Source organism: Streptomyces sp. NPDC001536 (genome assembly GCF_042894505.1).
GTDB lineage: Bacteria > Actinomycetota > Actinomycetes > Streptomycetales > Streptomycetaceae > Streptomyces.
Genome location: NZ_JBIAVQ010000025.1, coordinates 82,644 through 90,322, shown reverse-complemented (window position 1 = coordinate 90,322; position 7,679 = coordinate 82,644). Strand labels below are relative to the sequence as shown.

Sequence of the window (7,679 nt, the reverse complement as noted above, 5' to 3'; positions counted from 1 at the left end):
GCAATACCGGCACGACCTGCTCGACGGCTTCATCGCCGAAACTCAGCTGATCACGACGCCGCCATGACGTCACCCCGAACCGAAAACCTCAGTAGCCAGACCCGCCTAGGGGCGCGGGGCTGTGTCGATGTGCGGCTACCGCCGCGTGGGCGCGACAAGCCACAGACCGCCCGCGCCCGAAATCACTCAGAAGCCCCGACGGTCTCAGCTTCCCGCACCGCACCCTGAGCCTTCGCAGCCTTGCGCTTCAGCACCAGCATCGACGTGAGCCCGATCAGCACGGCGAGCACCAGCCCCAGCCACGAGAACCTCTTCAGCCACGACTCCGCGACGATCCCCACGTAGTAGATGACGGCCGTCGTTCCGCCCGCCCAGAGGATCCCTCCGAGGACGTTGGCGGTGAGGAACTTCCAGTACGGCATCCGCAGCACACCCGCGAGCGGCCCCGCGAAGATCCGCAGCAGGGCGATGAACCGGCCGAAGAAGACGGCCCACATGCCCCACTTCTCGAAGGACCGCTCCGCCGTCGCGATGTGCCCCTCGCTGAAGTGTTTGGGGAACTTCTTGCCCAGCCAGGCGAGCAACGGCCGACCACCCTTGCGCCCGATCGCATAGCCGATCGAGTCACCGATGATCGCGCCCGCGGTGGCGCACGCGCCGAGGATGAACGGGTCGATCTCACCGTGCTGGGAGGCGAGCAGCGCGGACGAGACGAGGATGATCTCGCCCGGCAGCGGAATGCCCAGGCTCTCCAGGCCGATGACCAGGCCCACCAGCAGATAGATGCTGACCGCGGGTACGGACTCGAGCCACTCCTGGACGTGCACCGCCGGTTCCTCCCGTTGTCCTGTGTTCCCGGCGCACGCTCCACGCGAGCGTGCGCCGGGGCAGCCTACCCGTTGAGTGGGACGGCGGCGGAGTCCCACAGGTTGCACTGGTGCTCACGGTGCACGGTCGCACTCAGGGCGTTACCCCCGGCGGACGCCGTCCGCAGCGAGAGCACCGTCCCCGTACCGCTGGGCATCGGAGGCTGCCCGTCCGCCCGCGGCACCCCACCGCGCACAAAGGATCCCCAGTACTGGACCATCTGCCGCGCCAGCACCTTCTGCTCGCTGTTCAGCGGGGACTCGAGGCCGAAGTGCTTGAAGAGGTACTGCACCTCGTTCACATGGGTCGCGCCGAAGTCGAGGTCGGTCCCCAGATTGCGCAGTGAGGCGAACGGCGGGGAGGTGCGGTCGGCGAACTCGTACCCGTAGACCGGTCCGCGCCCGGCGAGCACGTCGTCGAGCCGCAGTGCGCTGCACGCGAAGAGCAGGTCGCCGAGGGCCGTGGCATAGCCGATCGTCGGTGTCGGGTACGCGGAGACCGGGTAGCGCCGCAGCGCCTGCTCGCCGAACTCGTCCCGCATGACCGTCGGATACCGCTCGGCCGTGAGGGGGTTCCCACTGAGGTCGAAGCGGGCGAAGGCGAAGAGCCGGCCCTCGTCCTGGTTGGCCCCGTTCATCACCGGCACCCCGGCGGCGGCCCCCTGGGCGAGGGCGTCCGAGGGCTGCGTGGGCAGGAAGCGCCCGCCGGTCACCGGTCCCCAGTCGAACTCCCCCTGTGCGGCGAGGACTTCGGCGGCGGACTTGCCGCGCAGGCACGCGACCGTCTCGCACCCGAGTGTCCGCGCGAACGCGGCTCCCTGGCTCACGGCCGTCCGCTGGGTGCGGGCGGCGCAGTCGTCGTACGCCCCGCTCTCGATGATGCCCGCCCGGAACAGCCCCTTCGCCGTGGGTGAGGCGAGCTGGGTGCAGACCGAGCGGCCGCCCGCGGACTCACCGGCGATGGTGACGCGGCCCGGGTCGCCGCCGAAGCGGCCGATGTTGGCGCGCACCCAGCGCAGTGCCGACTGCTGGTCGAGCATGCCGAAGTTGCCGGAGACCCCGTCGCGGGCCTCGTCGTCGAGTCCGGCGGTGGCGAGGAAACCCATGGCTCCCAGGCGGTAGTTGACGGTGACCACGACCGTGCCGGTCTGCCGGGCGAAGGTGTCGGGGACGATGTCCTGTCCGGCCCCCGCGGTGAGCCCGCCGCCGTGGAACCAGACCATGACCGCTCGGCGTCCGGCGCCCTCGGGAACGTACACATTGAGATCGAGGCAGTCCTCGGTGTGCGAGGGCCGCTCGTACCCCGGGTCCCAACTCGACGTCTGGACGCACTTTTTGCCGAAGTCCTGTGCCGTGCGCACGCCGTGCCACGGCCGGACCGATCTGGGTTCCCTCCAGCGCAGCGCGCCGACGGGCGGCTCGGCGTACGGGATGCCGAGGAACTGCCGTCCCTCTGCGGTGACTTCACCCCGTACCAGGCCCGCTTCCGTACGGACGACGGGGTCGGGCGAGCCGGTCGCCTGGGCGGGTGCGGGAGTCACGAGCGCGGCCGCGAGTGCCGTCAGGGCGACGGCGACGGTGCGTATCACTGGGTCTCCTCCGGTCGGAATCCAGAAACGCCATGGGCGCGGCGGGAAAGCTATGACCGTTGGTGACTCGTGTCAATGAAGTGAACACAAAGCGGCCGGATGCCGACAAGAACCGAGGGAGGGGGCCGCCTCGGCGAGGCGGCCCCTGGGTCAGTGGAGGACGGATCCGAGTGCGGTGACGACGCTCTCCGCGACCGGCACGTCCTGGAGGACGCCCGGGTCCTCGGGTTCGTCGCGGTGGTCGACCTGAGCCATCCGCGGCTCGTGCTCCTCCGGCTCACCCGGAGCGCGTCCGTCCGTCTCCTCGGAGCGCGGAGGCTCGGCGGTGGGTGACTTCGAGGCGGTGTCAGGGAGTTGGTGACCCCCGCCGTCCTCCTTCTCCCCCTTCTCCGTCGCCCCGCCCTTCTCCGTCCTCTCCTCCTTCCCTTGCTCTTCTTCCGTCTCGCCCTTCTTCCGCGTCTCCGCAGCGGGCGCGTCCGTCGTCTCGAACAGCCACCCCTGGTCCGTGGAGCCGTCGCGCTCGGCCACCACGACGTCGAGGTCCTTGTCGGGGGCGACGACCAGCCCCTTGCCCCAGCGAAGCAGGAGTTCGCCGCGGACGGTGAGGTCGTACTGGACCTCACCGGCGTGCACCAGACAGCCGGCGAGGCGGACCGAGCCCTTGCCGGTGTCGGCGCCGAGGCAGAGCGCGGGGTCGGCGAGGCTGCGCAGCAGACCGTCGTCCTGGTACGACCACTGCTGGGACAGCGCGGAGGAGCAGGCCGCGAGCACCGCCGCGGAGCCGGCCTCGACCCTGTTGCCGCGAATGTCGAGGCAGAGGCCGGCGGTGCGGCTGCGGAGCCTGCCCTGGCCGATCTCCACGGGGTCGCTCGCGGAGGCGGCCGACGGGGAACCATCGGACGTGGACGCCGGGCCGGGGCTGGGAACGACGTCGTTGCCGCTGGGCGCGCCCCAGGTGGCACGGGGGTCGGGGACACCGTTGTCATCGGACCAGCCCTTGGCGACGAGGACCGTCGCGAGCAGGGCGAGGGAGGTCAGGCCCACGACCATCGCCGCCCTGGTGTGGCGTCTGGGTGCGGCGAGCCGTGCGGGCCGGTGGCGGCCGCCGCGCGGACGGGCGGCCGGCGACTGGCTCGAACCGCCGCGGCCGGGCCGGGAGTCGAGATAGCGCCGGGCGCCCCAGCCGAGCACGGTCTCGGCGAGCAGTACCTCCAGGCCGCCCTCGAAATGGCTGAGCTGTTCGGCGGCGTGCCGGCAGTAGCGGCACTCCGTCAGATGCTGCTGCACATCGGGGAGCAGGGCGCCGCCACGGCGAATCGGGACGTCGAGGAGGCGGTTGTAGAAGCGGCAGTCCTTGGAGGGCGCGAGTTCCCGATGGGCCCGTGCACAGCCTTCCCGGAATTGGTCGCGTGCCCGTTCCAACCCGTCCGCCGCCTGAGGGATGTCGACTCCCAGCAGACCGGCGGGTACGGATATGTGCTCGGCTTCGACCTCGACATGCCACAACAGGCATTGCGAGGCACCCGGAAGGGCCTGGAATGCGCGCTCGGCGAGCTGTCGCCTTTCAGGGGTGGCGCTTCGCGCGGCGCGCAGTCCGCGACCGCCGGTCGTCTTGCCCAGTTCCGGCAGTACCGCGGAAATGCGGTCCTGTGCGGCCCACTCCTTCACCGTGTCCCGTACGGCGGACAGGAGTTGGGGCCGCACCGCGCCCCCGCCCGCGCGTCCGAGCACACGATGGAACGCCGCGGCGGCCACGAGCTCCGCCGAACCGGACGAGGAGGCCAGGCAGATGACGGCGTAGTCATGGGTGGCCCGCCAGTGCCGGGCCATCAGCAGCGCGACGGCACGGTCGCCGCCCTCGGCGCCTCCCAATTGGGCGACGAGATGCCGGTCGGTCTCCCCCGGAGTCGCTCCGGGCCGCGGCGGATAGGGGGGCCTTGGGGGGTAAGGGGATTGCACTGAACCATTTCCTTCCAAGCCGCAGGACGGCATGGCTATTGCGCGTCCGTCGGAAAGCAGGTGCGTGATTGGTGCATACCTATGCCGCGTCAGGTACGGTGCGGTCATTCGGGGCGGTCACTTTCGCACACGTGAATCACAGGAAACAAGAAGTTCGAGTGACCGAAGTTCAAAACGCAGCGAATTCAGATAAGTTACCGGCGGTATCCGCACCCGCATTCGAAGCCCCGGGCCAGCCGACCCCAAGTTGTGTGCGAGCAAAGACAGTTGGCACACGAAATCTCCAACTTTCGCGGCCCCACGCCCCACGCTTCCGGCCGCCCGTACGCAAGGCGGTCGTGGAGAAGGCGGCACCGGCCGGTCCCGACGGCGTCCTGATGATCACCGGTCGTCACGAGCGGGCCATCGGGGACCACGTCCACCACGCCTTCGAACTGGAGCAGACCTTGGGCGGCGAAGGGCGGCGCACGGGGTCGTCTTCGAGGGACTGCGCCACGACACCGGCGACAAGGCGGACTGTCTGCGCACGATGGTCCGACTGGCCTGCGACCGGCTCGACCCGGGGCCCGAATGCCACGCCTGGCTCAAGGAGTTCGTCACGGCAGCCGAGAACGGCGTAGCCGACGGCCGACGACTCGCGGCCTGACCACACACCGAAGCCCCGACCGACGGGCCGGGGCCTGGTCAGAACACGTGGCTCAGCCGTTGGGACGCAGCGTCCAGACCACGGTCATCTCACCGGTCACCGCGCCGTCGGCACGGCGGATCTCGATCGTCACCGGGAACTCGGGGCGCTCCCCCGCGTCCAGCTCGGCGACGACGTCGGCGGCGGGGCGGCCCAGGGTCGCGGTGGCGGTGACCGCGCCCATCGCGAGCTTCTTGTACGCGATCTCGGCCCTGACGGCGAGCGGCACGGCGCGGGAGAGCTGGTCCCCGAACGCGGCGAGGACGATGGAGCCGCTGGCGGTCTCGCCGAGCGTGAACATCGCGCCGGCGTGCGGGCCGCCCACGTGGTTGTGGTACTCGCCCTGGTCCGGCAGGGCCACCACGGCCTTCTCCGGCGTCGTCTCCAGGAACTCGAGGTTCAGGGTCCGGGCCATGGGCACGGTGGCGGACAGCATCTCGCCGATCGACATCTGGTCTGCGCTCATGACCGGCATGTTACCCACGAGTAGCCTCGCCTGGCCAGGTCGGTGTGATGATCGTCGTATCCTTACCGCCCATGTGGCCAGGAGAGCGGCCGCCGGGGGACGGAACCGATCCGCAGCAGGACGCGAACCCCTACCGGCAGCCCGGATATCAGCAGCCCAACCCGTACACCGCGCAGCCGGCACCGGCCGGCCCGAACCGACGTACGAGAACCGTCGCCCTCGCCGCGACCGCGGCCGTCGTGGTCGCCGCCCTGGTGACCGGCGCCGTACTCCTCGGAGGCGGCAGCGACGACGCGGCGGCACCGGACCCGACGCGTTCTTCGGCATCGCCGTCCGCGTCCGGCAATCCCCGCACCGCCGACGGACAGAAGCCGACCGTGGCCGGCTGGAAGGTCGTGGTCAACTCGGGCCTCGGCGTCGCCTTCGACGTACCGGCGGACTGGGCGCTGGAGTCGAGGGACTGGGTGTCCTACGTCGCCGAGGACGACGATCCGGACGAGACACCGCTGGTCGCCATGAAGGGCCCCGCCGTCCTCAAGGCGCGGTGGTGCACCTCGGACGACGACAAGGACGGCCAGAGCGACGACACGCCGTTGGCGAGCGTGGGTTCCCGCGGCAACAACGGCGCGCGCAGCACGGAGGAGATCGCCCGCGCGGACTCCGCGGCCTGGGTCTACGGCATGTACACCCAGCCCGACAAGAAGAAGGTCACCACCACGGCCGCCGCCTCCTTCACCACCGCGTCGGGCCTCACCGGCAGCGTCGCCACGTCGACGTCCTCCGGCGTCGAGCGGCAGGACAAGTGCGACACGGACGGCAGGGCGACGACCTTCGCCTTCAAGAACGCCGAGGGCGACTTCGCGTCCTGGTCGTTCTTCGGTGCCGCGGGCGTCGACGAGGAGGTTCCGCAGGCCACGGTCGAGGAGATCCTGAGCACGGTACGGGTGTTCACGCCCGAGGAGTCCTGACTTGCTACGTCCCTGACAAGGGGCGGTGACCGAATCGATGCACGGACGCCACTAAGGTGACTGCCCATGTGGCCAGGACAGCAGCCGCCCGGGGGCGAGCAGAACCCGCAGGACCAGCACAACCCGTACCAGCAGCCGGGGTACCAGCAACCCAATCCGTACCAACAGCCCGGCTATCAGCAGCCCAACCCCTACGGGCAGCAGCCCCAGTGGGACACGCCCCAGCCGCCGCAGCCCGGAGCTCCCGGTGGCGGCGGTGGCAACCGTACGAAGGTCACGGCGATCGTGGCCGCGCTGGCCGTCGTCGTGGCCGCCGGCGTGACCGGCTTCCTGGTCCTGGGCGGTGACAAGGACGACGAGGCGGACGGCGGCTCGGGCAAGCAGACCGGGCAGAGCGCGCCGGCGTCGAAGTCCGCCTCGACCGATCCGTCCGCGTCGGCCTCCGGCTCGGACGACAACCCGCGCGGCGGCGAGGCGGAGAAGGCGACGATCGACGGCTGGAAGGTCGTCATCAACCCCAAGTGGGGCACCGCCTTCGACGTCCCGGCGGACTGGCAGGTCGAGTCGCCGGGCATGATCATCGGGTTCGAGGAGGACGACGCCAAGGCCGGTGACAAGCCCATCATCACCATGTCGGCGCCGGCGTACCTCAAGGAACAGTGGTGCACCTCCGACGACGACAAGAACGGTGACAAGGAGGAGACCGCCCTCGCCACCGCGGGCACCAAGGGCGCGAACGGCGCCAAGAGCACCGACGAGGTCGCGGTCAACCAGGTCGCGTGGTGGGTGTACGGCGGCTACACGCAGCCGGACAAGAAGACCATCACGTTCGACGAGAAGGCCAAGGCGTTCACGACGACGTCGGGCGTCGAGGGCAGCATCGCCTGGGCCCGTTCGAAGAACACGCCCCAGAAGGGCAAGTGCGCGACCGACGGCAAGGCGGTCACGTTCGGGTTCAAGAACTCCAAGGGCGACTACGTGGCGTTCAGCCTGTACGGGGCCACGGGTGTCCCGGACGAGCTTCCGGACGCCACGATCACGAAGATCCTGAGCACGGTGCGGCTGCACGGCGAGCCGACGGGCTGACCCCGAGGGAGGCCGGCCGCTTGCCGGATGTGCCGGGCACCGGCCTCCCCGTCCCCCTAG

General features: G+C 70.3%; 6 protein-coding genes. 2 read left to right on the top strand and 4 right to left on the bottom strand.

The features are described from left to right. Positions 1–182: 182 nt before the first annotated feature. From ACFY0U_RS43005 to ACFY0U_RS42990, 4 genes are all read right to left on the bottom strand, one after another. The gene (locus tag ACFY0U_RS43005; RefSeq protein ID WP_388645606.1) at positions 183–827 is read right to left on the bottom strand and encodes a DedA family protein; all 645 of its coding nucleotides are present in this window, start codon (positions 825–827) and stop codon (positions 183–185) included. A 65-nt stretch (positions 828–892) separates the two neighbouring features. Beyond that, positions 893–2,455 (bottom strand): carboxylesterase/lipase family protein, encoded by a 1,563-nt coding sequence (locus ACFY0U_RS43000; RefSeq protein ID WP_388645604.1) that lies wholly within the window; start codon positions 2,453–2,455, stop codon positions 893–895. A gap of 150 nt (positions 2,456–2,605) precedes the next feature. Then, positions 2,606–4,447, bottom strand: a complete 1,842-nt coding sequence (locus ACFY0U_RS42995; RefSeq protein WP_388645603.1) for an RICIN domain-containing protein — start codon at positions 4,445–4,447, stop codon at positions 2,606–2,608. A gap of 665 nt (positions 4,448–5,112) precedes the next feature. Further along, complete coding sequence (locus ACFY0U_RS42990) at positions 5,113–5,550, bottom strand: DUF4442 domain-containing protein (RefSeq protein ID WP_388645609.1); 438 nt, start codon at positions 5,548–5,550, stop codon at positions 5,113–5,115. A gap of 86 nt (positions 5,551–5,636) precedes the next feature. On the opposite strand from ACFY0U_RS42990, the gene ACFY0U_RS42985 reads away from it, so the two are divergent. Then, on the top strand, positions 5,637–6,533 hold the full coding sequence (locus tag ACFY0U_RS42985; protein WP_388645601.1) for a hypothetical protein: 897 nt from the start codon (positions 5,637–5,639) through the stop codon (positions 6,531–6,533). A 66-nt stretch (positions 6,534–6,599) separates the two neighbouring features. Beyond that, the gene (locus ACFY0U_RS42980) at positions 6,600–7,619 is read left to right on the top strand and encodes a hypothetical protein (RefSeq protein WP_388645599.1); all 1,020 of its coding nucleotides are present in this window, start codon (positions 6,600–6,602) and stop codon (positions 7,617–7,619) included. Positions 7,620–7,679 lie beyond the last annotated feature (60 nt).